The 24,998-nt window shown below is 70.9% G+C and carries 25 protein-coding genes and 1 pseudogene; 15 read left to right on the top strand and 11 right to left on the bottom strand.

Annotated features, from left to right (window positions below):
* Positions 1-73: 73 nt before the first annotated feature.
* Both AC1DSA_RS25255 and AC1DSA_RS25250 read left to right on the top strand, forming a co-directional pair.
* Entirely contained in the window at positions 74-967 is an 894-nt protein-coding gene (locus AC1DSA_RS25255) for an RNA polymerase sigma-70 factor (protein WP_477893860.1), read from the top strand.
* Between the two features lie 99 nt (positions 968-1,066).
* Positions 1,067-1,525 carry a carboxymuconolactone decarboxylase family protein gene (locus tag AC1DSA_RS25250; RefSeq protein ID WP_477893858.1) on the top strand — a complete coding sequence of 153 codons (459 nt, stop codon included), beginning with the start codon at positions 1,067-1,069 and terminating at the stop codon, positions 1,523-1,525.
* Positions 1,526-1,585: 60 nt separating this feature from the next.
* On the opposite strand, the gene AC1DSA_RS25245 is transcribed toward AC1DSA_RS25250, so the two are convergent.
* Positions 1,586-2,434: a COX15/CtaA family protein gene (locus tag AC1DSA_RS25245; protein WP_477893856.1), complete on the bottom strand. Its 849-nt coding sequence runs from the start codon at positions 2,432-2,434 to the stop codon at positions 1,586-1,588.
* A 136-nt stretch (positions 2,435-2,570) separates the two neighbouring features.
* Between AC1DSA_RS25245 and AC1DSA_RS25240 the strand changes: the two genes are divergently transcribed.
* The 10 genes from AC1DSA_RS25240 to AC1DSA_RS25195 all read left to right on the top strand — a co-directional run bounded on the left by AC1DSA_RS25240 (position 2,571) and on the right by AC1DSA_RS25195 (position 12,854).
* Positions 2,571-2,723, top strand: coding sequence for a hypothetical protein (locus AC1DSA_RS25240; protein WP_477893854.1), 153 nt, complete (start codon positions 2,571-2,573; stop codon positions 2,721-2,723).
* A 10-nt stretch (positions 2,724-2,733) separates the two neighbouring features.
* A complete protein-coding gene (locus tag AC1DSA_RS25235; RefSeq protein WP_477893852.1) occupies positions 2,734-3,273 on the top strand; it encodes a cytochrome C oxidase subunit II in 540 nt (179 codons plus the stop codon).
* 11 nt (positions 3,274-3,284) lie between these two features.
* Positions 3,285-5,018 carry a cbb3-type cytochrome c oxidase subunit I gene (locus AC1DSA_RS25230; RefSeq protein ID WP_477893850.1) on the top strand — a complete coding sequence of 578 codons (1,734 nt, stop codon included), beginning with the start codon at positions 3,285-3,287 and terminating at the stop codon, positions 5,016-5,018.
* An 11-nt stretch (positions 5,019-5,029) separates the two neighbouring features.
* Positions 5,030-5,926 carry a heme o synthase gene (cyoE, locus tag AC1DSA_RS25225; RefSeq protein WP_477893848.1) on the top strand — a complete coding sequence of 299 codons (897 nt, stop codon included), beginning with the start codon at positions 5,030-5,032 and terminating at the stop codon, positions 5,924-5,926.
* A 21-nt stretch (positions 5,927-5,947) separates the two neighbouring features.
* Positions 5,948-6,790 carry an SCO family protein gene (locus AC1DSA_RS25220; RefSeq protein ID WP_477893846.1) on the top strand — a complete coding sequence of 281 codons (843 nt, stop codon included), beginning with the start codon at positions 5,948-5,950 and terminating at the stop codon, positions 6,788-6,790.
* Positions 6,765-8,225 carry a 4Fe-4S binding protein gene (locus tag AC1DSA_RS25215; protein WP_477893844.1) on the top strand — a complete coding sequence of 487 codons (1,461 nt, stop codon included), beginning with the start codon at positions 6,765-6,767 and terminating at the stop codon, positions 8,223-8,225. Before AC1DSA_RS25220 ends, AC1DSA_RS25215 begins: the two co-directional genes overlap by 26 nt.
* Positions 8,222-8,722: a hypothetical protein gene (locus tag AC1DSA_RS25210; RefSeq protein WP_477893842.1), complete on the top strand. Its 501-nt coding sequence runs from the start codon at positions 8,222-8,224 to the stop codon at positions 8,720-8,722. The genes AC1DSA_RS25215 and AC1DSA_RS25210 overlap by 4 nt, the downstream gene beginning before the upstream one ends.
* A complete protein-coding gene (locus AC1DSA_RS25205; RefSeq protein ID WP_477893840.1) occupies positions 8,719-10,164 on the top strand; it encodes a cbb3-type cytochrome c oxidase subunit I in 1,446 nt (481 codons plus the stop codon). The genes AC1DSA_RS25210 and AC1DSA_RS25205 overlap by 4 nt, the downstream gene beginning before the upstream one ends.
* The gene (locus AC1DSA_RS25200) at positions 10,164-12,068 is read left to right on the top strand and encodes a 2Fe-2S iron-sulfur cluster-binding protein (RefSeq protein ID WP_477893838.1); all 1,905 of its coding nucleotides are present in this window, start codon (positions 10,164-10,166) and stop codon (positions 12,066-12,068) included. The genes AC1DSA_RS25205 and AC1DSA_RS25200 overlap by 1 nt, the downstream gene beginning before the upstream one ends.
* 81 nt (positions 12,069-12,149) lie before the next feature.
* On the top strand, positions 12,150-12,854 hold the full coding sequence (locus AC1DSA_RS25195) for a Crp/Fnr family transcriptional regulator (protein ID WP_477893836.1): 705 nt from the start codon (positions 12,150-12,152) through the stop codon (positions 12,852-12,854).
* Between the two features lie 24 nt (positions 12,855-12,878).
* Here the strand turns inward: AC1DSA_RS25195 and AC1DSA_RS25190 are convergent, their stop codons facing one another.
* Genes AC1DSA_RS25190 through AC1DSA_RS25150 form a run of 9 tightly spaced genes read right to left on the bottom strand, consistent with a single transcriptional unit; the run spans position 12,879 to position 21,260 of the window.
* A complete protein-coding gene (locus AC1DSA_RS25190; RefSeq protein ID WP_477893834.1) occupies positions 12,879-14,450 on the bottom strand; it encodes a cytochrome D1 domain-containing protein in 1,572 nt (523 codons plus the stop codon).
* Positions 14,437-15,639, bottom strand: coding sequence for a heme d1 biosynthesis radical SAM protein NirJ (nirJ, locus tag AC1DSA_RS25185; RefSeq protein WP_477893832.1), 1,203 nt, complete (start codon positions 15,637-15,639; stop codon positions 14,437-14,439). The genes AC1DSA_RS25190 and nirJ overlap by 14 nt, the downstream gene beginning before the upstream one ends.
* Before the next feature lie 12 nt (positions 15,640-15,651).
* Positions 15,652-16,143 carry a siroheme decarboxylase subunit beta gene (gene ahbB, locus AC1DSA_RS25180; RefSeq protein ID WP_477893830.1) on the bottom strand — a complete coding sequence of 164 codons (492 nt, stop codon included), beginning with the start codon at positions 16,141-16,143 and terminating at the stop codon, positions 15,652-15,654.
* The gene (locus AC1DSA_RS25175; protein WP_477893828.1) at positions 16,140-16,637 is read right to left on the bottom strand and encodes an Lrp/AsnC family transcriptional regulator; all 498 of its coding nucleotides are present in this window, start codon (positions 16,635-16,637) and stop codon (positions 16,140-16,142) included. Before AC1DSA_RS25175 ends, ahbB (AC1DSA_RS25180) begins: the two co-directional genes overlap by 4 nt.
* Positions 16,634-17,656, bottom strand: a complete 1,023-nt coding sequence (gene ahbB / locus AC1DSA_RS25170) for a siroheme decarboxylase subunit beta (RefSeq protein ID WP_477893826.1) — start codon at positions 17,654-17,656, stop codon at positions 16,634-16,636. Before ahbB (AC1DSA_RS25170) ends, AC1DSA_RS25175 begins: the two co-directional genes overlap by 4 nt.
* A gap of 7 nt (positions 17,657-17,663) precedes the next feature.
* Entirely contained in the window at positions 17,664-18,863 is a 1,200-nt protein-coding gene (locus tag AC1DSA_RS25165; protein ID WP_477893824.1) for a cytochrome D1 domain-containing protein, read from the bottom strand.
* Positions 18,860-19,189, bottom strand: coding sequence for a c-type cytochrome (locus AC1DSA_RS25160; protein WP_477893822.1), 330 nt, complete (start codon positions 19,187-19,189; stop codon positions 18,860-18,862). The genes AC1DSA_RS25165 and AC1DSA_RS25160 overlap by 4 nt, the downstream gene beginning before the upstream one ends.
* Before the next feature lie 11 nt (positions 19,190-19,200).
* Positions 19,201-19,512, bottom strand: coding sequence for a c-type cytochrome (locus AC1DSA_RS25155; RefSeq protein ID WP_477893820.1), 312 nt, complete (start codon positions 19,510-19,512; stop codon positions 19,201-19,203).
* 20 nt (positions 19,513-19,532) lie between these two features.
* Positions 19,533-21,260: a cytochrome D1 domain-containing protein gene (locus AC1DSA_RS25150; RefSeq protein WP_477893818.1), complete on the bottom strand. Its 1,728-nt coding sequence runs from the start codon at positions 21,258-21,260 to the stop codon at positions 19,533-19,535.
* A 113-nt stretch (positions 21,261-21,373) separates the two neighbouring features.
* Between AC1DSA_RS25150 and cobA the strand changes: the two genes are divergently transcribed.
* Entirely contained in the window at positions 21,374-22,204 is an 831-nt protein-coding gene (cobA, locus tag AC1DSA_RS25145; protein WP_477893816.1) for a uroporphyrinogen-III C-methyltransferase, read from the top strand.
* Positions 22,205-22,333: 129 nt separating this feature from the next.
* Positions 22,334-23,290 (top strand): alpha/beta hydrolase, encoded by a 957-nt coding sequence (locus AC1DSA_RS25140; RefSeq protein ID WP_477893814.1) that lies wholly within the window; start codon positions 22,334-22,336, stop codon positions 23,288-23,290.
* A 39-nt stretch (positions 23,291-23,329) separates the two neighbouring features.
* Here AC1DSA_RS25140 and mnmA read toward each other — a convergent pair whose 3' ends face one another.
* Positions 23,330-24,460 carry a tRNA 2-thiouridine(34) synthase MnmA gene (gene mnmA / locus AC1DSA_RS25135; RefSeq protein WP_477893812.1) on the bottom strand — a complete coding sequence of 377 codons (1,131 nt, stop codon included), beginning with the start codon at positions 24,458-24,460 and terminating at the stop codon, positions 23,330-23,332.
* Positions 24,461-24,492: 32 nt separating this feature from the next.
* Between mnmA and AC1DSA_RS25130 the strand changes: the two are divergent.
* Positions 24,493-24,998 (top strand): annotated as a pseudogene (locus tag AC1DSA_RS25130) (hypothetical protein); the annotation flags it as partial.

Here is a 24,998-nt window from a genome sequence, read left to right as displayed (position 1 = left end):
CTGGGCCCACGTCCAGCTTGTCCCCGAATGGGTAGGGCTTGTCACAAACCGGTTGGCTCGCACGTCTGGTTGAATGGACTGCACCGGAGCCGCCGTGACCGCCCCAGCCGACACCCCTTCCTTCGACGCCCTGCGTCCGCGCCTGTTTGGCATCGCCTACCGCATGCTCGGCGTGCGCGCGGATGCCGAGGACGTGCTGCAGGACGCGTGGCTGCGCTGGCGCGAGGCGGACCATGGCGCGCTGCGCTCCGCCGAAGCCTGGCTGGTGACGGTGGTGACGCGACTGGCCATCGACCGGCTGCGCGCGGCCAAGACGGAGCGCGCGCTCTATGTCGGCGAGTGGCTGCCCGAGCCGATCGTCGAACTGGACGAGCACAGCCCCGAGGCCATCGCGGAGTTCGCCAGCGATGTCTCCGTGGCTTTCCTTCACGTGCTGGAGCGGCTGGCGCCCGAGGAGCGTGCCGCCTTCCTGCTGAGGCAGGTGTTCGACTACGACTACGGCGAGGTCGCCGAGATGCTGGGCAAGCGCGAGCCCGCCGTGCGGCAGATGGTGCATCGCGCGGCCGAGCGCGTGCGCGAGGAGCGGCCCCGCTTCGTGGTACCACCCGAGAAGCACCGGGACCTGCTGCAGAAGTTCATCGCCGCCGCGCACAGCGGGCAGCGCGCCGCCATCCGCTCGCTGCTGGCGGACGACGTTCTCACGATCGGCGATGGCGGCGGCAAGGCGACGTCGGTGGCCGGTGGCCTGCGCGGCGGCGAGCGCGTGACCAACCTGTACTGGGCGCACGCCCTGCGTCTGGGCCCGCGCCTGCAGTACCGCATCGCGACCATCAACGGCCAGCCGGGGCTGCTGCGCTACGTCGACGGCCAACTGGAGTCCGCCAACGCGGTGGAGACGGACGGCGAGCGCATCGTGGCGATCTACGCCGTGCGCAATCCGGACAAGCTGGCGAACGTGCGGCACTGAGCGGGTGCGGCTTGCGATGTCACAAGGCAGGACGCAGGACCGTCTAAGGAGGGAAGCACGAAAACGCTTCTTCCTTTTCCGATCCACCCTGGAGATTCCATGTCACCGCGTCTCGATTACCACGCACTTTCCCCCAAGTCCGCCCGGGCGCTCGGCCAGCTTTCGTTTGCCGCCGGCGGCACGCTCGAAAAGCGCCTGAAGGAGCTGGTCAACCTGCGCATCAGCCAGATCAATGGCTGCGCGTTCTGCATCGACATGCACTGGGCCGACCTGCTCAGGCAGGGCGTCGAGCCGCGGCGCGTGAATGCGGTGGCCGGGTGGCGCGAGGCGCACCGCTTTTTCGACGAGAAGGAACGTGCGGCCCTGGGCTGGGCGGAGGCCGTGAACGCGGTTCCGCAGCGCACCCCGAGCGACGCCGAATTCGAAGCGGTGAAGCAGCACTTCAGCGACGCCGAGATCGCGGACCTCACCTTCAGCGTGACCGCGATCCGCGCGTGGAACATGCTGAACGCCAGCTTCCACATGCCGGTGCCGGAAACGCCATATGTGGCGGGGTAGCTGCCAGCATCGCCCCGGCGTTGCGCGGGCAGGTGCACTGGGTGCGGTGATCAGCGGGGGCTAGCGCAGCGGCTGCCGCGGGGACAGCAGCGACAGCAGGACCCCCAGCAACAGCGCCGCGATCACGTTGTGCGCCAGGCCCAGCGCCAGCGGCAGTCCCGGCCATCCCAGCTGCAGCAGCCCCAGCCCCGCCTGGGTGAGCGCCAGCACGACGAGAACGGCGCCGAGTGCGCGTTCGCCGCGCCGTGCCGCGGCGAATCCCAGGGGCAGCAGCAGGGCCAGCACGGCCAGCGCGGTGCCGCGGTGCGCCTGGCACAACGCGGCATCGCTGCAGCGGTCCGACAGCTGCAGCACGCTGGCCAGGCCGCCCAGCGCGATCTGCGCCAGCAACAGGCCCAGCGCGCCCAGCGTCCACGCGCGCAGCGATGCCACGCCGGCGGCCGATGCGCGCGCCGACAGCGCCAGCCGCACGGAGAGCGCGAACATCACGAGCCCCGCGACCAGGTTCCCCAACGCAACGGCCGGTGCACGCGATGCGCCGCCCATGCGCCCCAGCACCGCGAGGAACAGGGCCAGCGCCAGCAGGCCCAGCACCAGCCGCCCCTGCGGCTGCAACGCGGGCTGCTGCGCGTAGCTGCGCACCAGCATCAGGATGACCAGCAGCAGCACGGTGGAAGCGGCCACGCGATGGGCGATCCGTGCCGTCGTCACCGCCTGCCCGTCCAGTGGCTCCAGCGCCTCCGGATCCATCGCTGCGCGCTGCGCGTAGCACTGCGGCCAGGGCTCGCATCCCAGCCCCGCGCGCGACAGCCGGATGAAGGCGCTCAGGCTGGTGACCGCGAGCACCAGCACCGCGCACGCCCAGGCGAGCTTGCGCAGTTGCGGCAGCCGGCGGTCGGGCGCGTCCATGGCGCGGATGCTAACGGCGCGGAACGGCCGGGTGCCCGGCCGGGACGGCGCATTTCTCAAAACCTTATTCCAGATCAAGGCCCGCCAGGCCGCCCCGGCGAACCATCGCGCCACGACAAACTCGCGAGGAGATGCCATGAGCCACGACAGCGAAGACGCCCGGGTCCCGTGGATGCAGCAGTTGCTGGACAACCCCTTCCTGCTGCTGTTCCTGGGCGTGCTGATCCCCATGGTGGTCTACACGCTGTGGGGCGTCATCGACATCCTGACCATCCCGGTCGGCAAGTGAAGGAGCAGCCATGAGCGCCATCCTCCCGCCGGCCGAGCGACTCTGGTGGAAGCATCCGCTGGACCGCGTCGAGGGCACCTGGATCGCCATCGCCTTCGCGTGGTGCATGGTGATGTTCTTCATGATGATCTACTGGCACGCCTACGGGAAGCAGAACCTCTCCACCGAGACCTACAGGACCACGCCGGAGAAGTTCTCCGCGAAGGCCCAGGCGGTGGTCGACAAGTACACGGTGCGCACGGAGACCGACCAGAAGACGCCGGTGGTGGCGCCGCCCGCCGGCAGTGACGTCTACCTGGTCGCACGGCTGTGGGCGTGGTGGCCGATCCTGGAGCTGGAGAAGGGCAAGACCTACCGCCTGCACCTCACGGCCATGGACTACAACCACGGCTTCTCGCTGCAGCCCGCCAACATCAACATCCAGGTGGTTCCGGGCTACGAGCACGTGGTGACGGTCACGCCCAACCAGTCGGGCACCTTCTCGGTCGTGTGCAACGAGTACTGCGGCATCAACCACCACACCATGGTGGGCCGCATCTACGTGAAATAGGAGGCCGCACCATGTCCGCCGTCCTGCCCGTTCCGTCCCCTGTGTCCGGGGTGTCCACCACCTACCGCACCTGCCCGCGCAGCGGCCTGCAGTTCGAGGCCCGCGCCGAGCGCCTGATGATCGCCAATGCCGTGACCGCGGTGGTGGCGCTGCTGGTCGGCGGCCTGCTCGCGATCGGCGTCGTGCTCACGCGCTGGCCCGCCGTGCACTGGCTGGCGCCCGACACCTTCTACATGGTGCTCACCGCGCACGGCATCGACATGCTGATCTTCTGGATCATCTTCTTCGAGATGGCGGTGCTGTACTTCTGTTCGTCGACGCTGCTGCGCTGCCGGCTCGCGACGCCCAACATGGCGTGGCTCGCGTTCGCGCTCATGCTGATCGGCGCCGTCACCAACAACGTGGCGGTGTTCCAGGGCGGCTCCAGCGTGATGATGACGTCGTACGTGCCGATGATGGCGGCGCCGTCGTTCTACCTGGGCCTGATCCTGTTCGCGGTGGGCGCGCTGATCGGCTGCTTCGTGTTCTTCGGCACGCTGGTCGTCGCCAGGCGTGAGAAGACCTACCAAGGCTCGGTCCCGCTGGTGACCTTCGGCGCGATCACGGCCGCGATCATCGCGGTGTTCACCATCGCCTCGGGGGCGATCATCCTGATCCCGACCTTCCTGATGTCGGTCGGCGTGGTGAAGGCGGTCGACCCGCTGGTGTACCGCACCATCTGGTGGGCCTTCGGGCACTCGTCGCAGCAGATCAACGTCGCGGCGCACATCTCGATCTGGTACGCGGTCGCCGCGATCGCGTTCGGCGCCAAGCCGATGTCCGAGCGGGTGAGCCGCGGCGCCTTCCTGCTGTACATCCTGTTCCTGCAGCTCGCGAGCGCGCACCACCTGCTGGCCGACCCCGGCCTGTCCACCGGCTGGAAGGTGGTGAACACCAGCTACTTCATGTACTTCGCCGTGCTGGCCTCGATGATCCACGGCCTGACCATTCCCGGCGCCATCGAGGTCGCGCAGCGGCAGAAGGGCTACACGCGCGGCCTGTTCGAATGGCTGCGCAAGGCGCCGTGGGGCAATCCGGTGTTCTCGGGCATGTTCATCTCGCTCATCGGCTTCGGCTTCCTGGGCGGCATCTCGGGCGTGATGATGGGCACGGAGCAGCTGAACATGCTGATCCACAACACCATCTACGTCCCGGGGCACTTCCACGCCACGGTGGTGGTGGGCACCACGCTGTCGTTCATGGCGCTCACCTACTTCCTGATCCCCGTGCTGTTCCGGCGCGAGATGATCCTGCCGCAGCTCGCCAGGCTGCAGCCCTACCTGTTCGGGCTGTCGATGTACTTCTTCTGCCTGGTGATGATGGGTGCCGGCACGCTGGGCGTCTCGCGGCGACACTGGGACATGGCGTTCCAGGGCGCGGCGCTGGCCTACGAGTGGCCCGGCGCGGCCTACCTGATGATGGGCCTGGTCGGCATCGCCGGTGTCGCCGCCATCGCCGGCGGCGGCATCTACATCCTGGTGACCGTGGGCTCGCTGCTGTTCGGCCGCAAGCTGGAGAGCGGGCACAAGAGCAAGGACTTCACGCCGATCCCGCCGACGGCGCCCTCCGCGGTGGCGCAGACCTACGGTTCCGCCGGCTTCGCGGCGCCGGGCACCTTCGTGCTGGCGATGCTGTTCCTGGTGGCCTTCGTCCTGTACTACTTCATCAACTGGAAGTACCTGGGCCAGCTCTGGGGCCTCAGCTGAGGAGGGCGATCATGTCCGCCACCGTCCTCGCTTCGCCACCGCGCGGCCTCGTGCTGGCGCGCGCGGTGCTCTCGCTCTTCAAGCTGCGCATCGGCATGCTGATCATGGTCACCGCGCTGGTCGGCCTGGCGGTGACGCCGGGGGCGGCGCTCGGCATCGCGCAGGTGACGGTGCTCGCGCTGTCGGTACTGGTGGCCTCCGCCAGCGCCGGCGCCTTCAACCAGTACGCCGAGCACGAAGCCGACCGGCTGATGCGGCGCACGGCCGGGCGCGCCTTCGCCACCGGGGCGCTGCCGCACCATCCGGCGTGGCTGCTGCTCATGGCGGTGCTGCTGGCGGCCGCCGTCGGCGCTGCCTGGGCGGTGCTCAATGCCGCGGCCGCGGCCTACGTCTTCCTCGGCGCCTTCTTCTACGGCGTGGTCTACACGCTGTGGCTGAAGCGCCGCACGGCCTGGAACATCGTCGTCGGCGGCCTGGCCGGCAGCTTCGCGGTGCTGGCCGGCGCGGCGGCGGTCGACCCCGTGCCGGGCGCGCAGGGCTGGCTGCTGGCGCTGGTGCTGTTCCTGTGGACGCCGCCGCACTTCTGGAGCCTGGCGATCGCCAACCGCGCCGACTACCAGGCGGCCGGTGTGCCGATGCTGCCGGTGGTGGTCGGCGAGGCCCGCGCGGCCTGGATCGTGTTCGCCAGCACCGTGGCGCTGGTCGCCGCATCCGTCGCGCCGCTGGCCTGCGGCGCCGGCTGGATCTACGGCGTGGGCGCGATCGCCGGCGGCGGCTACTTCCTGCGCAAGTCCTGGCAGCTCGCGCGCAACCCGACGCGGCCCAGCGCGATCGGCTCCTTCCTGGCGTCGCTGGTGCAGCTGAGCGCGCTGCTTGCCGGAGCCACGCTCGACGCGCTGCTGCGCTGACGCGTCCGCCCGCAGTCCACCATGGCCCGCTTGATCCGCTCCAGCCTGCGCGGTGTCGTTGCGGCCTGCATGCTGGCGCCGCTCTTCGCCTTCGCGCAGTCCTCGGAGTCGCTCGACGCCGCCGCGGCGATGCGTGAGAGCCAGGCGGCGGTGGGGCGTAAGGTCACCGACCGCACGCTGCTGGACCGCGAGGGGCGCCCCGTGGCGCTGGCGTCGCTGCGCGGCAAGCCGCTGCTGGTGAGCTTCATCTACACCGGCTGCTTCCAGGCCTGCCCGGCAACGACGCGCGCGCTGGCCGAATCGGTGCGCGCACTGGAGGCGCGCTTCGGCGAGCGCAGCTTCGACGTGGTGAGCATCGGCTTCAACCAGCCGGCCGATTCACCGCAGGCGATGAAGGCCTTCGCCGCACAGCAGGGCCTGGCCCGCGCCAACTGGGAATTCCTGAGTGCGCCGGCCGCGGTGGTCGAGCCGCTCACGCGCGAGTTCGGCTTCCGGTACGCGCCGACGCCGGCCGGCTTCGACCACGTCCTGCAGGTCTCGCTGCTCGACGCCGAGGGCCGCATCGCGCGCCAGGTCTACGGCGACCGGCCCGCCGTCGACGTGCTCGGCACCGCGCTCCAGCAGCTGCTCGCGGGCCGGCCGCTCGAGGCGGACGAGGGCCTGGTTGCGAGGGTGCTGGACCGCATCCGCATCCTGTGCACCGTGTACGACCCGGCGACCGACAGCTACCGCGTGGACTACAGCCTGGCCTGGGAGATCGCCGGCGGAGTGAGCTTCATCCTGTTCATGGCGCTGTACATGCTCAACGAATGGCGGGTGCGGCAACGGGAGCGCCGGCATGCGCCGCTGGGCCCTCGCGCTTGACCACGCCTTCGACGCCAGCTTCGGCGCCGCCGGCAATCCGCTCAAGCAGCTGGGCGCGCTCGCGTTCCTGCTGCTGTGGCTGCTGGCGCTGACCGGCGTCGTGCTCTATGCGCTGCTCGACACCTCGGCCGCCGGCGCCTACGCGTCCATCGATGCGCTGTCTCGCGAGCCCTGGAGCGCCGGCAGCGCCCTGCGCGGCCTGCACCGCTACGGCGCCGACGCTTTCGTGCTGGTGATGCTGCTGCACCTGCTGCGCGAATGGGTGTACGGGCGGCAGGGCGGCTTTCGCGCGTACTCGTGGTGGACCGGCGTGCTGCTGCTGCCGATCGCCTATGCCTGCGCCATCAACGGCTTCTGGATCAACTGGGACCGCCTCGGCCAGTTCTCGGCGATCGCCACCGCCGAATGGCTCGATGCCTTGCCCTTCCTCGGTTCGCCGCTGGCGCGCAACTTCCTGCAGGGTGCCGTGGCCGACCGCCTGTTCTCGCTGTTCGTGTTCGTGCACCTGGGGCTGCCGCTGCTGCTGGTGTTCGCCTGCTGGGCGCACGTGCAGAGGATCGGCCGACCCGACGTGTTTCCCCTGCGCAAGCTGGCACTCGGCACCTGCGCGCTGCTGCTGGTAATGGCCCTCGCACTGCCGGTGCAAAGCCAGGGTCCGGCGGATCTCGCCAGCGCGCCGCAGCGCCTGTCCATCGACTGGCTGCTGCTGTTCCTGCACCCGCTGGTGGACGCCACCGGCGCGCAGGTGACCTGGGCCCTGCTGGCCGTCGTCCTGTCCGGGCTGGTGGCGCTGCCGCTGCTGCGGCGCGTGCCTGCGCAGCCGGTCGCGGTGGTGGTCCCCAACCAGTGCAGCGGCTGCGGCCGCTGCGTGGACGACTGTCCCTTTGCCGCGATCACGCTGGTGCCGCATCCGCTGCGGCACGTCGGCGTGCAGCTTGCGCGCGTGGACGCGCAGCTGTGCGCGGGCTGCGGCATCTGCGCCGGCGCCTGTCCCTCCTCGACGCCGTTCCGCAAGACCGACGTGCTGGTGACGGGCATCGACATGCCGCAGGCCCCGGTCGCGCAGCTGCGCGAGCGGCTGCAGCAGGGCCTCGCGGCGGGACGGCGGCGCGTGGTGTTCGGCTGCGACCACGGCGCGCGCGTCGACACCTTGCAGGCGCCGGACCTGCTGGCCCTGAGCCTGCCTTGCGCGGCGAACCTGCCGCCTTCGTTCGTCGACTACGCGCTGCGCCAGGGCGCGCGCGAGGTGGTAGTCGCCGGCTGCCGCGAGGGCGGCTGCGCCTTCCGGCTGGGGCAGCGCTGGACCGAAGAGCGGCTGCGCGGCCTGCGCGAGCCGCACCTGCGCCGCGAGGTGCCGGCCTCGGGCTGGCGCACCGTGTGGGCGGACGCGGGTGAGGAAACCCGCCTGCGCGAGGCACTGGAGGTGACCCCATGAAGAACTGGCGCGCCTGGCTGGGCCAGGGCCTGCTGTACGGACTGTTCGCGCTGTTCATCGGCGTGTTCTCCGGATGGCCGCCCTACCAGGCCCTGCCGGCCGGACAGGCCGTGCTGAAGGTGAGCTTCATCCACCACGGCCAGCGCGTCGCGCCCTGCCGCGCCTACACCCCGGAGGAGCTCGCGAAGCTGCCGCCCAACATGCGGCAGCCGATGAAGTGCGAGCGCGAGCGCAGTCCGGTCGCAATCGAAGTCGACCTCGACGGCGCCACCATCTACCGCCAGGTGGCGCCGCCGGCGGGTCTCTCGCGCGACGGGGCTTCCTCGGTCTACCACCGGCTGGCCATTCCGGCGGGCGAGCACCGCATCACCGTGCGCCTGCGCGACAGCACGCGGCCCGCTTTCGACTACACGCGCGACACCACCGTGCATCTGCGGGAAGCGCAGGTGCTGGTGATCGATTTCGACGCGCAAAAGGGAGGCATCACGCTGTCATGAGCACCTGGACCGCCATCCTGCCCGCACCGCGGGCGCGCACCGCGCCGCCGCCGGTGCAATCCCTCACCGACTACGCGTTCACCGTGCCGAACGACGCGCGCATCCCGCTCGCCCGCGGCTGGCTGTGGCTGGCCCTGGCCGCGCTGATCGGCTCCGGCCTGTTCTCCATCCTGCTGGTGATCTCCCGCACGCCCGGCGTGAACCGGCTGCTGCCCGCCGCGGATTTCTTCCACGTCGCGCTGGTCGCGCACGTCGACCTCTCGGTGCTGGTGTGGTTCGTCGCGGTCGCCGGCATGCTGTGGAGCCTCAATGCCTCGCCGCGCGGCCTGCGCTGGGGCTGGGCCGCCCTCGCGCTCGCCGGCGCGGGCACCGCGGCCATGACGCTGGCGCCGTTCGCGGGCGGCGGTGAGCCGGTCATGGCGAACTACATCCCCGTGCTGACGACGCCCCTGTTCATCGCCGGGCTGCTGGTGTTCGCCGCCGGTGTCGCGCTGCTGGTGCTGCGCACGCTGGTGCACGCGCCGCGCCTGGGCTTCGACTTCGACGGGCGGGGGGCGCTGCGCTTCGGCCTCAACGTCGCCGCGGTGGCTACCGCGGTGGCGCTGCTGGCCTTCGCCTGGTCGTATGCGGCCGTGCCGACGTCGCTGGCGGGCAAGGCCTATTACGAGATCCTGTTCTGGGGCGGCGGGCACGCCTTGCAGTTCACCTGGACGCTGCTGATGCTGGTCGCGTGGCTGTGGCTCGCGGCCGCCTGCGGCGCGCGGGTTCCGCTCAGCCCGCGCGTGGCGCTGCTGATGTTCGGGCTGGCGCTGGCCAGCGTGTTCGTCACGCCCCTGGCCTATGTCGCGCACGACGTCACTTCGGTGGAACACCGCGCGCTGCTGACCTGGGCGATGCGCATCGGTGGCGGGCTGTCCATCCTGCCGGTGGCGCTGGCCGCGGTCGCGGGGCTGCTGTGCGCGCCGCCGCTGCGGCCCGAGGCACGGCCCTGGCGCGCCGCGCTGCTCGCGTCGGTGCTGCTGTTCGGCGCCGGCGGCCTGATCGGCGTCTTCATCACCGGCAGCAACGTGCGCATCCCGGCGCACTACCACGGCTGCATCGTCGGCGTGACGCTGGCGCTGATGGGCCTGGTCTACCGGCTGCTGCCCGCGCTCGGCTACGCCGCGCCGCACGGGCGGCTGGCCACGGCGCAGCCGTGGATCTACGGGGCGGGGCAACTGATGCACATCGTCGGCCTGGTCTGGTCCGGCGGCTACGGCGTGCAGCGCAAGGTGGCCGGGGCAGAGCAGGTGCTGCGCAGCCCGGGCGAGATCGCCGGCATGGGGCTGATGGGCCTGGGCGGCGCCATCGCCATCGTGGGCGGCCTGCTGTTCCTGGTGGTGGTGCTGCGCGCCATGCGCCGCGCGCCGCGGCGCGCACCCGGCGTGCAGGCGGTCGCGTGATGGGGCGCCTGCAGGCGGCGTTGCAATGGCTGTTCGTTCGGCTCGAGGGGCTGTTCAACGCCGCCTTCGGCGATCGCCTGAATCCGCTCTACCACCTGGGCGCCATCACCTTCTTCCTGTTCTGGGTGGTTGGCGCGAGCGGGCTGTACCTCTACGCCTTCTTCGACACCGGGGTCGACGCCGCATACGCCTCGGTGGAGTCGCTCACGCACCGCCAGTGGTTCGCCGGCGGCATCCTGCGCAGCCTGCACCGCTATGCCTCCGATGCCATGGTGCTGACGATGCTGCTGCACCTGCTGCGCCACTTCGCCTTCGACCGCTTCCGCGGCTACCGCTGGTTCTCTTGGTTGACCGGGGTCGCCCTGGTGTGGCTGGTCTACGCGTCCGGCATCAACGGCTACATGCTGCCCTGGGACCGGCTGGCCCAGTTCGTGATCGTGGCGGTGTTCGAGTGGCTGGACTGGCTGCCCAGCTTCGGCGGCACGCTGATGCGCAACTTCATCTACAGCACGAGCGTCAGCGACCGCTTCTTCTCGCTGCTGTCCTTCCTGCACATCGGCCTGCCGCTCGCCGTGCTGCTGCTGATGTGGGTGCACGTGCAGCGCGTGCCCAAGGCGCGGACCGCGCCGCCGCGGCCGATCGCCGCCGGCCTGCTGGCCGCGCTGCTGCTGCTGTCGCTCCTGCGTCCCGCGCTCAGCCAGGGGGGCGCCGCCGACATGGCGCAGGCCGTCACCACGGTGCGCCTCGACTGGTTCTACCTGGCGCTGCTGCCGCTGATGGCCGCCTGGCCGCTGGGGCAGGTATGGGCGCTGGCCGGCGCCGGCAGCGCCCTGCTGGCGGTGCTGCCCTGGTGGCCCCGGCGGCGGATCGCGGCGCAGGGCGAGCACCAGCTGGTGCTGCACGGCGCCGGCGGCGCGCAGGCGCAGGTGCGCGTGCGCGAGGGCGAGACGCTGCTGGACGCGGGCCTGCGGGAAGGCCTGGCGCTGCCCTACGAATGCCGCAACGGCGGCTGCGGCGTCTGCCTTTGCGCGATCGAATACGGGAAGGTGGAGCACCGGCCCTACCAGCGCAGCGTGCTGTCGGACGAGGCGCGGGCGCGCGGCCAGGCGCTCCTGTGCTGCGCGGTGCCGCTGGAGGACGTCTGCGTCGCGATCGACGCGCCGCTGGAAGGCGCCGCCGCCGGCCCGGCCGTGCACACCGGTCGCGTCGACGCCATGGAACGGCTGGCACCCGACGTGATGCGGCTTTGGGTCACGCTGCCGCCCGGCCAGCGGATCCCCTTCACCGCCGGCCAGTACATCCACATCCTGCTGGACGACGGCCAGCGCCGCGCCTTCTCGTTCGCCAACCCGCCGCACGACGACGCGCGCATCGAGCTGCACGTGCGCCGCATCCCCGGCGGCCGCTTCAGCGGCCAGGTGTTCGAGCACATGCAGGTCGGCGACCCCCTGCGCTTCGAAGGACCCCTGGGCGACTTCGTGCTGCGCGAAGGCGAGCGGCCCATCGTGCTGGTCGCCGCCGCCACCGGCTTCGCGCCCATCAAGAGCATCGTGGAGGACGCCTTCCAGCGCGGCCTGCGCCGGCCCATGCACCTCTACTGGGGCGTGCGCCGGCCCCAGGACCTGTACCTGCCGGATCTCACCGCCCGCTGGGAGCGCGAGCACCCGTCCTTCCGGATGGTTGCCGTCGTGTCGGAGCCGCAGCCGGAAGACGGCTGGCAGGGACGCACCGGGCTGGTCCACGAGGCGATCCTGGCGGACTTCCCGGACCTGGCCGGGCACGAGGTGTACGTCTGCGGCTCGGCGCGGATGGTGGACGCGGCGGTGCACGAGTTCCTGGCCCGCGGCCTGGCCGACGACGCCTGCTTTTCCGATCTATTCCTGCCGGCCATGCAGGCCGCTTGATCTGCCGCAAACGGGCGCGCCGCTAGGCCGCCAGACTGGCACCGTCGGACCGCCCTTCGGCGTTCCGGAAAGCCCGCTGCGATGGACAACCGGGGCCGACCCAGTTTCGACCTGCCGCGCTACCTGTCGACGCTGCCGCTGTTCCACGACCTGGCGCCGGTGGAGCTCGCGCGGCTGGCGGAAGGCTGCACGCTGCGCCGGCTCGCGCGGGGCGAGGCGGTGTTCCGCGTGGGCGAGCCGTGCGAGCACTTCCACGTCACGGTGATCGGCCAGGTCAAGCTGTTCGCGCTCTCGCCGCAGGGACAGGAAAAGGTGATCGAACTGATCGGCCCGGGCGGCACCTTCGCCGAAGCGCTGATGTTCACCGGCCGGCCCTACATCGTCAGTGCCCAGGCCGTGACCGATGCGCTGGTGCTGAGCGTCAGCAAGGAGGCCGTGCTGAGGGAGATCGAGCTCGATCCGCGCTTCAGCCTGCGGATGCTGGCCGGCGTGTCGCGCCGGCTCCATGGCCTGGTGCGCGACGTCGAGGCCTACACGCTGCATTCGGGCGCGCAGCGGGTCATCGGCTTCCTGCTGCGCGACGTCGCGGAGCGCCCGGACGCGCAGTCGCCGCTGACCGTGACGCTGCCGGTCAGCAAGGCGATGGTCGCCTCGCGCCTGTCGCTCACGCCGGAGTACTTCTCGCGCGTGCTGCACGAGCTGGAAGCGCAGGGGCTGATCGAGATCGACCGCCGCGACATCCGCATCCGCGACCCGCAGACGCTGGCGCAATATCCCTTGCAGTGAATGCCGCGCGCGAGGCCGTGCGCCTCAGTGCGACGTGCCCTCGGACCGCGCCAGCTTGTTGCCGATGTTGTACTTGCCCACGGGCTTGCGCATGGGGATCCGCTTCACCTCGGTAAGCGTCGCCGCGTCGTACACGATCAGGGCGCCATCGTCCTCCCACAGGCTCAGCAGGGCGTAGCGGCCGTCCCGCGTGAATTCCACGTGCGCCACCGTGCGCCCAGGCTCGGGCCGCAGCGTGCGCACCGGCTCCAGCGTGCGCTTGTCGATCACCAGCATCGTGTCGCGCGCGGGGCTCATCATCGCGTCGACCCAGGCATAGGGCGTGTTCTCGTGGCTGCGCAGGAAGAAGCCGGGGCCCGGCGTGGGGATCTCCTTGACCGGCTTCCAGCCCGCCATGTCGATCACGCTCACCATGCCCTGCTTGAGGTTGGTGGTCGCCAGCACCGGCTTGCCGTTCCAGTCGAAGGTGATGCCCGATCCCAGGTGCGGCATGCCGCCCAGCGGCACCGTGGCGATGCGGCGGCGGATGTCCAGGTTCACGACCTGCGCCGGCGCGTTGCCATCGGCCGCGGCGCGCGCCGTGCCGATCGCGTGCCGGTAAGCCGCATCGAAGAAGAAGTCGTCGAGCGGCTCGTCCAGCGGGGTGCGGCGCACGCCCTGGTAACCGGGCTTGGCGATCGCCTCGCCCATGCGGTGGTCGTGCACGTAGCCGTCGAAGATCGGTTCTGCCTTCGGGTCGTACGAGATCTCCCACAGCTCCGGGATGTCCTTGAGCGCCACCACGAAGCTGTGGCGCGGCGCGGCGTCGTACACCGCCGACACGCGCGAGGTCTGCTTGCCGTCCAGCGTCGCCGCGGCATAGCTGCGCACCAGCTTCAGGTCGGCATCGAACAGGGCCAGGGTGTGCGGCAGGTAGTTGGCGGCCAGGATCCAGCGGCCGTCGCTGCTCACCGCCACGTTGCGCATGTTCAGCCCGGCGCGCACCTCGGCCACCACCGCGAGGTTCCACAGGTCGTACTTGGTGATCCAGCCGTCGCGCGAGCCGAAGTAGACGAACCGTCCCTCGGGCGAGAACTTCGGCCCGCCGTGCAGTGCGAAGCGCGAGGGAAAGCGGTGGACCACCTCGAACCGGTCGCCGTCCACCAGCGACACGTGGTGGTCGCCGCCCTCGACGACCACGAACAGGTTCATCGGATCGGCCTGCCACTTCGGCCGCGCCGGCCATTGCGCCGAGCCTTCGACGAAGGTGCGGGAAGCACGGATCTCCTCGTCGCCCCAGCGCGGCGCCGGCAGCACCGGGCTGTAGATCCAGGCGGCCAGCGCGGACACTTCGGCCGCGTCCAGCTTGCCGCCGAAGGCCGGCATCTGCGTGGCCGCGCGTCCGTCGCGGATCACCCTGGCCGCCTCGTCGCGCTTCAGGCGCTCCAGGCTTTGCGGCAGCAGGGCCGGACCCATGCCGCCCACGCGCTGCTCGCCATGGCAGGCGGCGCAGTTCGCGCGGTAGAGCGCCGCTGCGTCCGGCACGGCCGGCTGCGCAGCGGCCAGCACCGGCAGCAGCAAGGACAGGGCCGTGGCCCCCAGTTCACGCCAGCGCATGGCTCGCTCCCGTGGCGGCGGGCTCCATCCCCAGCTCGCTGTCGTCCAGGTAGCAGCCCGGGTCTTCGGCCCAGGCGTTGCCGGTGAGCTGGTGGGCCCGCACCCGCGTGTTGCCGTTGCAGATGTCGGCCTGCGGGCAGGCGGCGCAGCGCCCTTCCAGTGGACGCGGCCGTTGCTTGAGTCCCGCCATCAGCGGATCGCCGCGGTCCTCCCAGATCGTGGAGAACGGCCGCTGGCGCACGCTGCCCAGGTCGTGGTGCCACCACATGGTGTCGGGATGCACGTGCCCCAGGTTGTCGATGTTGGCCACCGCCACACCCGAGGCGTTGCCGCCCCACGCCACCAGCCGTTCGCGCAGCGGCTGCGCCCATTGCGGCCAGCGCGCCTGCACCCAGCGGTGCAGGTAGACGCCGTCGGCATCGTTGTTGCCGCTGACGAACTCGGTGGCCTCGCCGCGCCAGGCTGCCTCCCATGCGGTGTCGAACAGCAGGTCCATCGCGGCGCGGGTGGAGGCGAACTGCGCGTCGCGCGCTCGGTGGATGTTGCCGCGGCCCGCGTAGTTGAGGTGCGAGAAGTAGAACTTGCCGACCTGCTCCTCGCGCATCAGCTGCAGCAGCGCCGGCAGGTCCATGGCGTTCATCGCCGTGAGCGTGTAGCGCATGCCGATGTTCACGCCGCGCGCGCGCAGCATGCGCAGCGCGGCCATGGAGCGGTCGAACGCGCCTTCCAGCCTGCGGAACTTGTCGTGGGTGGCGCGCAGGCCGTCGATGCTGATGCCGACGTAGTCGAAGCCGTGGCCCGCGATGCGATCGGCCATGGCCGCATCGATCAGGGTGCCGTTGGTGGACAGGCCCAGATGGAAGCCCAGTTCCTTGGCGCGGTCCGCCAGCGGCCACAGGTGGGGCGAGAGCAGCGGTTCGCCGCCGGAGAGGATCAGCGCTGGCACCCCGTAGGCTTTCAGGTCGGCGAGCACCGCGAGCATTTCGGCCTCGTCGAGCTCGCCCGGGTAATGGTGGTCGGCCGACAGCGCGTAGCAGTGCTTGCAGGTGAGGTTGCAGCGGCGCGTGAGGTTCCAGATCACGACCGGACGCGGACCGTTGGGGCCGCGGCGCAAGGGCGGGGGCGGCGGGTAGCTCCCGCTTCGCTCGGCTTGCGCGACTTCGCGCAGGTATTGGGAGATGCGCAGCATGCTCGTGTTCCTTCAGGGCATCGCCAGGCGCAGCCCGGTCTTCTTCAGCAGCTGCGTGCTGTACAGGATGTCGCGGCCGCGGCAGGCCGTGCCCAGCAGCGTCGCCACGACCGCGGCCTGGCGCTCCACTTCCTCGCGCGAGCGGCCATGCAGCATCACGAACAGGTTGTAGGGCCAGTCGGGCAGATCGCGCGTGCGGCGATAGCAGTGGGTGACGCCCGGCAGCCGGCCGATGCGCTCGCCGAGTGCATCGACCCGCGCATCGTCCACGTCCCACACGGTCATGCCGTTGGCGGTGTAGCCCAGGCGGTAGTGGTTGGCCACCGCGCCGATGCGGCGGATCAGCCCGCGCTGCAGCATCGCCGCCAGCCGCTCCTGCACTTCGCGCGCCGAGATGCCCACCATGGCGCCGACGGCCTCGTAGGGCTGTGGCACCAGCGGCAGACCGCTCTGCGTCGCGGCGATCAGCTCGCGGTCGACCGGGTCCAGCTTCTCGTCGTTCATGCCATTCCCTCCACCGGTCGCGCCGACGTGGCCGGCAGCCGCAGCTCGACGCGGAACTCGCGCTCCTTGGGGAAGGCGTGCACGCGCAGGCCGGTCTCGGCCTCGATCGCGCGCAGGCAGTCGGCGACCCCCTCCGCCGAGTCCGCCGCGACCACGAACCACATGTTGAGGCGGTGGGTGCGCCGGTAGTTGTGCGCGACCTGCAGGTGCGCGTTGACCTGGGCCGCCACCGCATCGAAGCGTTCGGCCGGCACCTCCAGCGCCGCGAGCAGGTAGGAGCCGCCGGCACGCTCGATCTGGTAGAGCGGCCCGAGCCGGGTCAGCACGCCGGTGGACAGCAGCTTGGACAGGCGGTCGATCACCTCGTCCTCGCGCAGTCCCAGCGCCGCGCCGATCCGCGCGAACGGACGGTCCTCCACCGGAAAGCCGTCGTGCAGGTGATCGATCAGGCGCGCATCGATGGCGTCCAGTTCCGCGCGCAGTGCCGGGTTCATGCGCTCACCTCCACTTCGTTGAGGGACGGCAAGGTGGCGCCGAAGTAGCGCCCGCCGGTCTGCTTGAAGCGGCGCACGCTGAACAGCGTCGCGTGCGGCAGTTCCACCGCACCGCTGGCGGCGAGCGCCTGCGCGACCAGCGCTTCGACCGCGGCGCGTTCGCGGCCGTGCACCATGAAGTACAGGTTGTACGGCCAGCGCGGGTCGGTGGCGCGCTGGTAGGCGAGGGTGACGCCCGCTTGTGCCGCCAGCGCGGCGCCGATGGCGTCGACCTGCGCGGTGGGTGCCGCGACGACCGTCATCGCGTTCGCAGCGAAGCCGACATCGTGATGGCGCACCACGATGCCGAAGCGCCGCAAGGTGCCGCTGCGCTGCCAGCGGCGCAGCACCGCCAGCACGGCCTCGCGCGGCCAGCCGAGCTCGGCGGCCCACACGTCGTAGGGTTGCGGCACCAGCGGCAGGCCGGCTTCGGCCAGCACCGCGAGCGGACGCTCGGACGCGCCGACGGGTCGCCCCGGCCGGTCCGCATGCCGCGGGCGGCTGCGCTGCGCGTGCGCTGCCCGCAAATCGAAGCCCAGGTCGATGCGGTACGGCCGCACCATCGGCAGGAACAGCGCCGGCACGCCGGCGTCGCGCGCCAGCCGGTCGGCGATGCTCCGGACGGCGGCGGGGTCGTTGCCGGTGAGCACGTACCAGAGGTTCCAGTCGTGCTCGCGCTGGTAGTTGTGGTTCACCGCCGGCTCGCTGCTGACCAGCTCCGCGACTTCTTCCAGCCGCTCCGGCGGCACCGCCAGCGCGCACAGGGCCGCAGCGCCGCCGGCGCCGCGTCCCCACACCGCGCCGATGCGGCCGATCTGTCCCGCGGTGCGGCAGGCGCGCAAGGCTTGCAGCACGGCGTCTTCGGTGAGGGACAGCCGCCTGGCCATCGCCTCGAAAGGACGTGCCACCAGCGGGAATCCGTGCTGGAAGTCGCTCAGCAGCGCCAGGGCGGCGTCGTCGGGAAAGGCGGCGTACTGCATGGTGCGGCTACAGGCCGATGCGGCCCGCGCGTGCCGTGAAGAAGATGCCGCTGGGCTCCTGCACGGGCAGGCGCGCCAGGGTCTCGAAGCTCGCCGTGTCGATCACGGACACGTGGTTGGCGTCGCGCGAACTGATCCACACGGCCTCGCCGCGCGGCGTGAACTCCATGTGCAGCACCGCCTTGCCCGGCTCCAGCGTGCGGATCACCTTGCGGCTCATCGTGTCGATCACCTGCACCTGGTGGTAGTCGGGCAGCGCGAAGTTGACCCAGACCTGGCGGCCATCGGGCCGCGCCATCGCGAACACCGGCTGGCCGGCGACCGGCACGCGCGCCACTTCCTCCCAGCGCGCGGTGTCGACCACCAGCAGTTCGTGCCGCCCGACCGCGGGCAGCCAGGCTTCGCGCCCGGCGACGGCCCAGCCGCGCAGGTGCGGCATCTTGTAGACCGGCAGCGGCTGCTGGCCGCGGCCGTAGCCATGCAGGATGCGGCGCACGCGCGGTGCCGGATCCCACAGGTCGATCAGCGCCAGCCCGTCCTCGCCGAACAGGCCGGCGAGGTAGTAGCGGCCATCCGGCGTGACCAGCGCGTCGTAAGGCTGGCGGCCCACCTGCTCGAAGCGCGTGATGCGCGGCTGCGCGGGATCGGCCAGGTCGGCGATCCAGATCTGGTCCGCATCGAACAGCGAAAAAATGAAACGGCGACCCGGCAGGTCGGCGAGCCCGACGACACGCGAACGCTGCGTGCTGCCATCGGCCGCGCGGTAGCTGGCGGGAATGTCGGCGACCGGCGCCAGCGTGCGGGCATCGAACACGCGCACGCCGCCCGGCGTGTAGTTCTGCGCCGCCACCAGCGTGCCGTCCTGCGAGATCGCGCCGCCGATGCTGTTGCCGGCCTGCTGGATGCGGTTCAGCACCCGCCGCCGCGGCAGGTTCACCAGCGTCAGCGCGCCGTCGCGGCCGAACACATAGGCGTGCGCGCCGTCGCGGCCGTACACGACGCTGGCATGCGACAGGTCGCCCAGCCCGGGGATCTCCCCCAGCACCTGGCGGCCCGTGGTGTTGATCACGGCCAGCGTGCCGCTGCCGCGTTCGACGACGACCCCGAGGTCGCCGGTTCCGCTTTCGGGCGGCAGGGAGGCACACCCGGGCAGGGCTCCCGCACCCAGCGCCGCCGCAGCGGCGCCCAGCAGCGTGCGCCGCTTCATGGCCGTTCTCCCGGAAATCCCTGCTGCAGCTGCTGCGCGATCCACACCGTGTCGTCGCGCGAAAGCAGCGGGGCCCAGCCCGGCATCGGTGTGCCCGGGCGGCCCTGGTAGATCGTGGTGACCAAGGCTTCCAGCGGCCACTGCGCCAGGCGTGCGGCATCCAGCGGCGGACCGAGCCCGCCGGTCAGCCGCATGCCGTGGCAGGAGCCGCAGTCCTGGCGCACCATGCGCACCAGCTCGCGCTGCCGTGCCGCATCCGGCGCCGCCTGCGCGAACGCGGGGGGCAGCAGGACCGCAGACAACACGACCAGCGCGAGCAGCTTCACGGTGCGCAGCCTCAGCTTGTCTTCAGGATGAACTCGATGGCGCTCTTCAGGTCCGCGTCATTGATCTTGTCCGGCGGGTTCGGCGCCATCGGCACCGGGCCGAAGGTGCCACTGCCGCCCTTGCGCACCTTTTCCATCAGCTTGGCCGTGACGTCCTGGCCCTTGTACTTGGCCGCGATGTCCTGGAACGACGGGCCCACCAGCTTCTTGTCCTTGGCATGGCAGGCCACGCAGCCGGCCTTGTTCATGGCGTCCTCGGGCCCCGCGGCCCACGCGCCGGCGGCAAACAGCGCCGCGACGGCGATGACGATGTGTCGTTTCATTTTCCAGTTCTCCTTGTGGTTCAGTAGACGTCGCGCTGGGTGTTCCAGACGTTGAAGTGGCCGGTCGGCGTGATCAGGCGCGGGTCCTTGATCACGGCCTTGAGCTTCAGGGTCTTGTCGTCGATGACGACGATGGCCGACTGCTTGTCCTTGGCCGACCAGATCGACAGCCACACCTCGTCACCCGCCTTGTTGTATTCGGGCTGCAGCACGCGCATGGCGCCGCCGTCCTTGATGCCGGCCCATTCGGCCACCGGCAGCACCGTGAAGCCCTTTTCCAGGTTCTTGATGTCGAACACCGCAAGCGTCTGCGACATCTTGGGGTCCGGGTTCAACGGCGTGTCGACATACAGGTGCTGCGACTTCGGGTGGCTCTTGAGGAACAGGTTGCCGCCGCCCTGTCCCTTGAGCGTCTGCACCACCTTGAAGGCATTGGCCTTGTTCTTCACCGGGTCGGTGCCGATCAGCGAGATGGTCTCGTCGCCCAGGTGGCCTGTGGACCACACCGGGCCGTACTTCGGGTGGATGAAGTTGGCGCCGCGCCCGGGGTGCGGGATCTTGCCGACGTCGATCAGCGAGGCGAGCTTGCCTTCCTTCAGGTCGACCGCCGCGATCTTGTTGCTCTGGTTGGCCGCCACCATGAAATAGCGCTTGGTGGAGTCCAGCCCTCCGTCATGGAGGAAGCGCGCGGTGCCGATCTCGGTGACCTTCAGCGCGTTGACGTCGGAGTAGTCGACCAGCAGCGTCTTGCCGGTCTCCTTGACGTTCACCACGAACTCGGGCTTGAAGTGGCTGCCGACGATGGAGGCCACGCGCGGCTCGGGGTGGTATTCCTGCGCGTCCACGGTCATGCCGCGGGTGGCGACGATCTTCAGCGGCTCCAGCGTGTCGCCGTTCATGATCACGAACTGGGGCGGCCAGTAGGCGCCGGCGATCGCCAGCTTGTCCTCGTAGCCCTTGTACTTGCTGGTTTCGACCGAACGCGCTTCCAGGCCGATGCGCAGCTCGGCGACGTTGTCGGGCTTCTCCATCCACAGGTCGATCATGTTGATCTTGGCGTCGCGCCCGATCACGAACAGGTAGCGGCCCGAGGCCGACATGCGCGAGATGTGCACCGCGTAGCCGGTCTTGACGATGTTGATGATCTTCTTGGTGTCGCCGTCGATCAGCGCCACCTCGCCGGTGTCGCGCAGCGTGGTCGAGAAGATGTTCTCGATGTTGTAGTTGTTCATCTTGCGCTTCGGACGCTGCGCCGGCGGCACGATGACCTTCCACGTCTTCTTCATCTCCGCCATCCCGAACTCCGGCGGCTGGGGCGGGTCCTGCTGGATGTAGCGGGCCATCACGTCCACCGTCTTCTCGTCCATCTCGCCCGAGGTGAGCCAGTTGGGCATGCCGGCGGGCGAGCCGTAGGCGATGAACACCTTCAGGTAGTCGGTGCCCTTGCCGAGCGTGATGTCGGGCGTGAGCGGCTTGCCGGTGGCGCCCTTGCGCAGCACGCCGTGGCAGCCGGCGCAGCGCTCGAAGTACACCTTGCGCCCGACCTCGAACTCGGCCTGCGTCATGGCGGGCGCCTTCGGGTTGGTGCTCTGGTACATCGGCTCGTCCGCCAGCGGCGAGGCGCCGGCCTGGTAGTTCTTCTCGGCCGGGGTCACCGGGTGGCTTTCCTGCTTCTGCGCCAGCGAGATGCCGGCTGACAGGGCCGCGGCCAGTGCGAGGGCGGTGGCGCGGAGCGCGCGTCTGGACATGGTCTTCTCCTTGGTTTGGATCCCGTGTTCGGACGCGATCGTGCGCCGCACCACCGTTCGCCTCCTTGATCTGGTTCAAGGCCGATGCTGGAAGTCGAGGCGAGGATGGCTCCATGCAACTCGATGCCCCCCTCGCACCGGTCGTCAGCAGGAAGGCGGGCCCCGCGCCCGGCAAGGTCTGGCTGGTCGGCGCCGGTCCCGGCGATCCGGACCTGCTGACCGTCAAGGCGGCCCGCCTGCTCGCCTCCGCGCGCCTGGTGCTGCACGACCACCTGGTCGGCGAGGGCGTGATGGCGCTGCTTCCGTCCGGCGCCCGCCGCATCTGCGTCGGCAAGCGCGACCGGCGCCACACCCTGCCGCAGGAGGAGATCAACGCCCTGCTGGTGCGCTTCGCTGCCGCAGGCCACGCGGTGGTGCGCCTCAAGGGCGGCGATCCCTACGTGTTCGGGCGCGGCGGCGAGGAAGCGCTGGCGCTGGCCGCAGCCGGCATCCCGTTCGAGGTGGTGCCCGGCATCACTTCGGCGCAGGGCATGAGCGCCTATGCCGGCATTCCGCTCACGCACCGCGAGCACGCCTCCAGCGTGGTGTTCGCCACCGGCCACTGCCGCGAGGGCGGCGCCGCTCCCGACTGGCAGGCGCTGGCGCGGCCGCGGCAGACCGCGGTCATCTACATGGGGCTGGGCGCACTGGCGCAGATCTGCCGCGAGCTGGTCGCGCACGGCCTGGCGCCGGACACGCCGGCGGCCGTGGTCGAACAGGCGACCACCCAACGCCAGCGCGTGGTCTGCGGCACCCTGCTGACGCTGCCCACACTGGCGCAGGCGGAGCAGGTGGCCGCACCGGCGCTGATCGTGGTGGGCGAGGTGGTGCGCCTGCACGGCACGCTGGGCTGGTTCGCCCCGGCCGCGGCGGACCTCTTCCGGGAATCGCTGCCGCCGGCCTGATCGCACGGAGGACCGGGTCGCACGCGAGCGCCGTCCGGCGCCGGGCGCAGCCCGCACGCGCGAAAGCCCATGGCTTCGCACCTGCTCCTCCTATGATGCGGCCCAGCGTCAACAACTCCGGAGAACCAAGTGCGCTACCTCCTTGCTTCCGCCTTGCTCCTGGTGCTCGCCGCCTGCGCGTTGCAACCCGTGCCGCCCAGCGTGGCCCTGCCGTCCCAGGTGCCCGCTGCGATCGAGGCGCAGCTGGTGCAGATCGGCCGCGTCATCGATCCACCGAAGACCGCCGCGCTGTATGCGCCGCTGCAGCAGCGCGAACCCTATGCGGGCGTGAAGGTGGCGCGTGCGGAGCGCTTCGGCCCGGACCCCGAGCGCAACCTGCTGGACGTGTTCACGCCCACCGCCAGCGGCGGACCGCGGCCGGTGCTGGTGTTCGTGCATGGCGGCGGTTACGTCGCCGGCGCGCGGCGCACCGGCAGCGCGCCCTTCTACGACAACATCGGGCTGTGGGCGGTCAAGAACGGCATGGTCGCCGTCACCACCACCTACCGGCTCGCGCCGCAGAACAAGTGGCCGGCGGCGCAGGAGGACCTGGCCGCCACCATCGCCTGGGTGCGCGAGAACATCGCGGCCCGCGGCGGCGACCCCAACCGCATCTACCTTTTGGGCCATTCGGCGGGCGCCACGCACGTGGCGCAGTACGTGGGCCATCCGCGCTTCCACATCGAGCCAGGCGGGGGCATCGCCGGCGCCATCCTGCTGTCGGGCACCTTCGACCCCTCCACGGTGGATCCGAGCCCGGGCATGCAGGCCTACTTCGGCGACGACCCGTCGGTGTACCCGCGGCGCTCCGCCCTCCCGGGCATGGCCGCCACGCGGCTGCCGCTGATGGTGGCCTATGCGGAACTCGACCCCTCCAACTTCCACGAGCAGGCCGAGCAGGCGCAGGCGGCCCTGTGCGCGGCCGGCCGTTGCGGGCCGCTGCTGCAGTTGCGCGGCCACAGCCACATGTCCGAGGTCTACGCGATCAACACCGCCGACAGCGCGCTGGGCGACGCCATCCGCGGCTTCGTGTTCGGCCGCCGCTGATCGGCACCGCGCGCTGGACGAGCTGCCGCGATACCGGGCTCAGGCCGCGACGGCTTCCACCGCGGTGGCGATCACACCGCCGCCCAGGCAGACCTCGCCGTCGTACAGCACCGCCGACTGCCCGGGCGTGACGGCCCATTGCGGCTCCTCGAACTCGAGCCGCAGGCCGGCCGCGGTTTCGACCAGCGTGCACGGCGCGTCCGCCTGCCGGTAGCGCGTCTTGGCCGCATAGGCGCCGGGCGCGGGCGGCGTGCCGGCGATCCAGCTCAGGTCGTCGGCCTCCAGCGCGGAGGACAGCAGCCAGGGATGGTCGTGGCCCTGCACCACCCACAGCGTGTTCTTCCCGATGTCCTTGCGCGCGACGAACCAGGGCGCGTGCTCGCCGCCGCCGCGCTGCACGCCCTTTTCCTTCACGCCGCCGATGCCCAGGCCCTGGCGCTGGCCCAGCGTGTAGAAGGACAGTCCCTGGTGCTGGCCGATCACGCGGCCGCGCGGATCCTTGATCGGGCCCGGCTCCTTGCTGATGTAGCGGTTGAGGAACTCGCGGAAGGGCCGCTCGCCGATGAAGCAGATGCCGGTGGAGTCCTTCTTCTTCGCATTGGGCAGGCCGATCTGTTCGGCGATCTGCCGCACCACGGTCTTGCGCAGCTCGCCCACCGGGAACAGCGTCCTGGCCAGCTGCGCCTGGCTCAGGCGGTGCAGGAAGTAGCTCTGGTCCTTGCTGCCGTCCAGTCCCTTGAGCAGCTCGAAGCGGGTGATGCCGCCGAGCTTGCGCTCGCGCACCCGCGCGTAGTGGCCGGTGGCGATCTTCTCCGCGCCCAGGCGCATGGCGTGGTCGAGGAAGGCCTTGAACTTGATCTCGGCGTTGCACAGGACGTCCGGGTTGGGCGTGCGGCCCGCCTGGTATTCGCGCAGGAATTCGGCGAAGACGCGGTCCTTGTACTCGGCGGCGAAGTTGACGTGCTCGATCTCGATGCCCAGCACGTCGGCCACGCTGGCGGCATCGACGAAGTCCTCGTTGGACGAGCAGTATTCGCTGTCGTCGTCGTCTTCCCAGTTCTTCATGAAGATGGCGACGACCTCGTAGCCCTGCTGCTGGAGCAGGTACGCGCTGACCGCGGAGTCCACGCCCCCGCTGAGACCGACGACGACACGTGGCTTGCGACCCATGTGTGCGATTATCCCTGCGCGCCCTTGTCCTTATGCTTGCCCGGCCCAACCCGCTGCAGCTGCCCCGGCAGCGCCTCTCGCCCACCGGCCTGGCCGCCAGCGGCCTGCTGCACATCGCGCTGCTCTGGCTGCTGCTGCAGTACGCGCCCGTGCAGCAGGCGGTGCGCTACGTCGTGGTCCAGGCCGCGCGCCCCTTCAATGCGCCGCAGCCCGCCGCGCCGGTGAGCCGCGCGATCACGCCGCCGGCCGCACCGGGCAGCCCGGGCGATCCGCCCACCGTGTTCACCCAGCGGCCGGAGTCCAGCGTGCCGATCCAGGCGACCGACACCTTGCCGGACACGCTGCAGCAACCCCAGCGCAAGGAGCGGCGCGAGCGGCGTCCGGCGCCGGTGCCCGAGGCCGCCCCGGCGCCGCGTTCCCGCAGCGAGACCCGGYCCAACGTCCCCGCCGCCGCGCCGGAGCCCGCCCCCACGCCGCAGCCGGCCGAAATTCCGCCGAGCCCGGCGCCGCCTGCACCGGCGCCCGCGCCGCTGCCGCC

This window comes from Ramlibacter sp. P4_H7 (assembly GCF_056400765.1).
This window is presented reverse-complemented; position numbering and strand designations above follow the sequence as displayed.

Excerpts from the sequence above, each read along its gene's own strand:
- AC1DSA_RS25230 (WP_477893850.1), top strand. The coding sequence starts at position 3,285 with ATGTCCGCCGTCCTGCCCGTTCCGTCCCCTGTGTCCGGGGTGTCCACC.
- AC1DSA_RS25205 (WP_477893840.1), top strand. The coding sequence starts at position 8,719 with ATGAGCACCTGGACCGCCATCCTGCCCGCACCGCGGGCGCGCACCGCG.
- AC1DSA_RS25165 (WP_477893824.1), bottom strand. The coding sequence starts at position 18,863 with ATGAAGCGGCGCACGCTGCTGGGCGCCGCTGCGGCGGCGCTGGGTGCG.
- cyoE (WP_477893848.1), top strand. The coding sequence starts at position 5,030 with ATGTCCGCCACCGTCCTCGCTTCGCCACCGCGCGGCCTCGTGCTGGCG.
- AC1DSA_RS25175 (WP_477893828.1), bottom strand. The coding sequence starts at position 16,637 with ATGAACCCGGCACTGCGCGCGGAACTGGACGCCATCGATGCGCGCCTG.
- ahbB (WP_477893826.1), bottom strand. The coding sequence starts at position 17,656 with ATGCAGTACGCCGCCTTTCCCGACGACGCCGCCCTGGCGCTGCTGAGC.
- AC1DSA_RS25150 (WP_477893818.1), bottom strand. The coding sequence starts at position 21,260 with ATGTCCAGACGCGCGCTCCGCGCCACCGCCCTCGCACTGGCCGCGGCC.
- ahbB (WP_477893830.1), bottom strand. The coding sequence starts at position 16,143 with ATGAACGACGAGAAGCTGGACCCGGTCGACCGCGAGCTGATCGCCGCG.
- AC1DSA_RS25155 (WP_477893820.1), bottom strand. The coding sequence starts at position 19,512 with ATGAAACGACACATCGTCATCGCCGTCGCGGCGCTGTTTGCCGCCGGC.
- AC1DSA_RS25190 (WP_477893834.1), bottom strand. The coding sequence starts at position 14,450 with ATGCGCTGGCGTGAACTGGGGGCCACGGCCCTGTCCTTGCTGCTGCCG.
- mnmA (WP_477893812.1), bottom strand. The coding sequence starts at position 24,460 with ATGGGTCGCAAGCCACGTGTCGTCGTCGGTCTCAGCGGGGGCGTGGAC.
- AC1DSA_RS25255 (WP_477893860.1), top strand. The coding sequence starts at position 74 with ATGGACTGCACCGGAGCCGCCGTGACCGCCCCAGCCGACACCCCTTCC.
- nirJ (WP_477893832.1), bottom strand. The coding sequence starts at position 15,639 with ATGCTGCGCATCTCCCAATACCTGCGCGAAGTCGCGCAAGCCGAGCGA.
- AC1DSA_RS25210 (WP_477893842.1), top strand. The coding sequence starts at position 8,222 with ATGAAGAACTGGCGCGCCTGGCTGGGCCAGGGCCTGCTGTACGGACTG.
- AC1DSA_RS25195 (WP_477893836.1), top strand. The coding sequence starts at position 12,150 with ATGGACAACCGGGGCCGACCCAGTTTCGACCTGCCGCGCTACCTGTCG.
- AC1DSA_RS25215 (WP_477893844.1), top strand. The coding sequence starts at position 6,765 with ATGCGCCGCTGGGCCCTCGCGCTTGACCACGCCTTCGACGCCAGCTTC.
- cobA (WP_477893816.1), top strand. The coding sequence starts at position 21,374 with ATGCAACTCGATGCCCCCCTCGCACCGGTCGTCAGCAGGAAGGCGGGC.
- AC1DSA_RS25250 (WP_477893858.1), top strand. The coding sequence starts at position 1,067 with ATGTCACCGCGTCTCGATTACCACGCACTTTCCCCCAAGTCCGCCCGG.
- AC1DSA_RS25220 (WP_477893846.1), top strand. The coding sequence starts at position 5,948 with ATGGCCCGCTTGATCCGCTCCAGCCTGCGCGGTGTCGTTGCGGCCTGC.
- AC1DSA_RS25235 (WP_477893852.1), top strand. The coding sequence starts at position 2,734 with ATGAGCGCCATCCTCCCGCCGGCCGAGCGACTCTGGTGGAAGCATCCG.
- AC1DSA_RS25240 (WP_477893854.1), top strand. The coding sequence starts at position 2,571 with ATGAGCCACGACAGCGAAGACGCCCGGGTCCCGTGGATGCAGCAGTTG.
- AC1DSA_RS25245 (WP_477893856.1), bottom strand. The coding sequence starts at position 2,434 with ATGGACGCGCCCGACCGCCGGCTGCCGCAACTGCGCAAGCTCGCCTGG.
- AC1DSA_RS25200 (WP_477893838.1), top strand. The coding sequence starts at position 10,164 with ATGGGGCGCCTGCAGGCGGCGTTGCAATGGCTGTTCGTTCGGCTCGAG.